This is a genomic window from Flavobacterium sp. DSP2-3-1 (assembly GCF_049896865.1).
Taxonomy (GTDB): Bacteria; Bacteroidota; Bacteroidia; order Flavobacteriales; family Flavobacteriaceae; genus Flavobacterium.
In genome coordinates this window covers 1-2,152 of the sequence record NZ_JAFCVD010000026.1, presented here as the reverse complement: position 1 = coordinate 2,152, position 2,152 = coordinate 1, and the positions used below count along the sequence as shown (strand labels likewise).

The 2,152-nt window shown below is 28.7% G+C and carries 2 protein-coding genes; both read right to left on the bottom strand.

All coding sequences use genetic code 11. The features are described 5' to 3' along the window. Nucleotides 1-310: 310 nt before the first annotated feature. Nucleotides 311-1,165, bottom strand: coding sequence for a hypothetical protein (locus ACP7AT_RS15715; protein WP_426065385.1), 855 nt, complete (start codon nucleotides 1,163-1,165; stop codon nucleotides 311-313). 171 nt (nucleotides 1,166-1,336) lie between these two features. Further along, nucleotides 1,337-1,858, bottom strand: coding sequence for a hypothetical protein (locus tag ACP7AT_RS15710; RefSeq protein WP_426065384.1), 522 nt, complete (start codon nucleotides 1,856-1,858; stop codon nucleotides 1,337-1,339). Between the last annotated feature and the right edge of the window lie 294 nt (nucleotides 1,859-2,152).

The following is a 2,152-nucleotide window of genomic DNA, read 5'->3' as shown; positions in this document are numbered from 1 at the left end:
TTGCGCAATGGCATCATCAATCGATGAAGCAAAAAGCGGGAGTTGGTTTCTGTTAATTCCGTTGATGAATTTCATCCTTAAATATAATAAAAACCAACGAGTTATGCAAATTATTTGAATGATTTTTAATACAATTTATTTAACAGGGAGAAAGGAGGTTATTAGACAGTTTGACGTCCCGCTACTACAGCGGGTTTGGGACTAAATTAAGCTCTATTTTCGGATTTGCCAAATCATCACAAATACAAAACCAACTTCCCATTAAGCCAATTGCCCAAATTGCTTGTAGCGTGTGTTGTAAGCTGTACTTTTACCATATTTTACCATTTGTCCTCTTTAATGCATCAATTAGTGGAACTTTATTTCCATCTTCAACATCACAAACTAAATTGTGAATACTCAATAATTCAAGTTTATTCAGTGAATTTAAAAACCCAAATGAGTCAACTCTTTTACTGTCAAGTTGTAAGAAAGTTAGGTTTTGTAAATTCCCTAAATAATTATTTACTTCTAAAAGTTTTGGAGCTGAATAAATCTCAATTTTTCTTAATTTGGTATGGTTTTTACTTATGCCTTCGAGACTTGTCAAGCTTCGATTGTGAAACAAACCCAATAATTCCAAGTCTTTAAAGTTTTCTAATCCTTTAAGAGATTTAAGTTTACTGCTTCTAATTTGAAGTTGTTTCAGATTTATATTTTTAGATAAAATTGAAAGGTCGATTTCAGCATATTTATTGTATAAACCCAATCTTTCCAATTTTGTAAGTAATGATATTTTTTCTAGTGAATATTTATCGACGATTTCTAATCCAATACTTTTTAGTTTTTTGAATTTTGTATAATCAATTTTACTGTTTTGTGAATTAACACGTATCAAATTTCTTAAAGAATAGAGTCCTTCAAAGTCTTTTACAGAATCACTTAAAATATCAATAGATTCAATGAAATCAAGATTGTGAGATGTTAAAAAATCTAAATTTTCTAATTTATAATCATCGGTTAATCTGATCGTATTTATATCTTTTTCTTTTATTAATGCTTCTAAATTTTGTTTTAAATTAGCAGAAGTAATGAATGCGACATTCTCTCGTATGAGCGCACCTTCGTAATATCGTGACGGTTTCGTAAATCTAGTTCCGTTAATTATATATTCTCCTTCTAGCATATGATTCTGTACGTTTCGTTTTTTTAGTATAGCTTACAACGTCTCGCCACTTTGAGATGGCTGGAAATTCGTAACCTTTCAATTTTCGGCTTAATGAAAACTTGATGCGAAACGATAATTCCACTAAACTCCAGCTAGCTCAAAATGGCTGTTGTAGGAAGCCAGAATTATTTATTTGAGAAATTCTAAATCTAAATAATTTTTGTTTTTATCTTTTATATTCACATACAGGATGGTTTCTCTTTTAATAGCAAAATGCATTTTCAATTTTGTTGTTTCCATATCTATGTGAAGACTATAATTGATGAATTCACTTCTATATGGGATTTTCATTTCAATTAAATTATAGTTAATATCAACTTGAGTAATTTTATCTTCATATCTTGATGTTTTTCTGATTTCTTGCCTCCAAGGATTTGAATTTATTTTAATGTTTTCAAGATTAACGATTATTTTTTCGCCGTATTTTTTTAGTTTTTGTATTTCTGCTTTCTTTTCCGTGCCAAGTTTTTTTTCTTTTAAGTTTAGAATTAAAAACCAAACTATAAATGGTAATAAAATTACTGTTCCAATTCCAACAAATAATAGATTCCCATCAAGTCCTACATTTAGGATTATAAATCCTAAAAAAAATATTCCGACTAAAAAATATCCAAATATTCCATTTAGTTTTTCTCTAAGATTTATGTCCATTTTTTAATTTATTTTTTCTGAGTTTCTTTCGTCAACTGGTTTCCTACAACGTCAGTTCGTCTAAAAACCTTTAAACGAACTCATTTTAGTTAATCAGTAAGTAAATATATATGATTTAAACTACAATTGAAACTCTTTTTGGAAAAAAGCATTCTTCATTCTTAAAACAAAACAATCCGTAAAAAGCTTTAAAAATTGCTCTTAGAGTCCCAAAATATAAAGCCAATACTTTTAAATATTGTTTTAATAGACTGTGGTCAATCAGGTTAAAAATTCGGCGCAGATTGTAGGCAC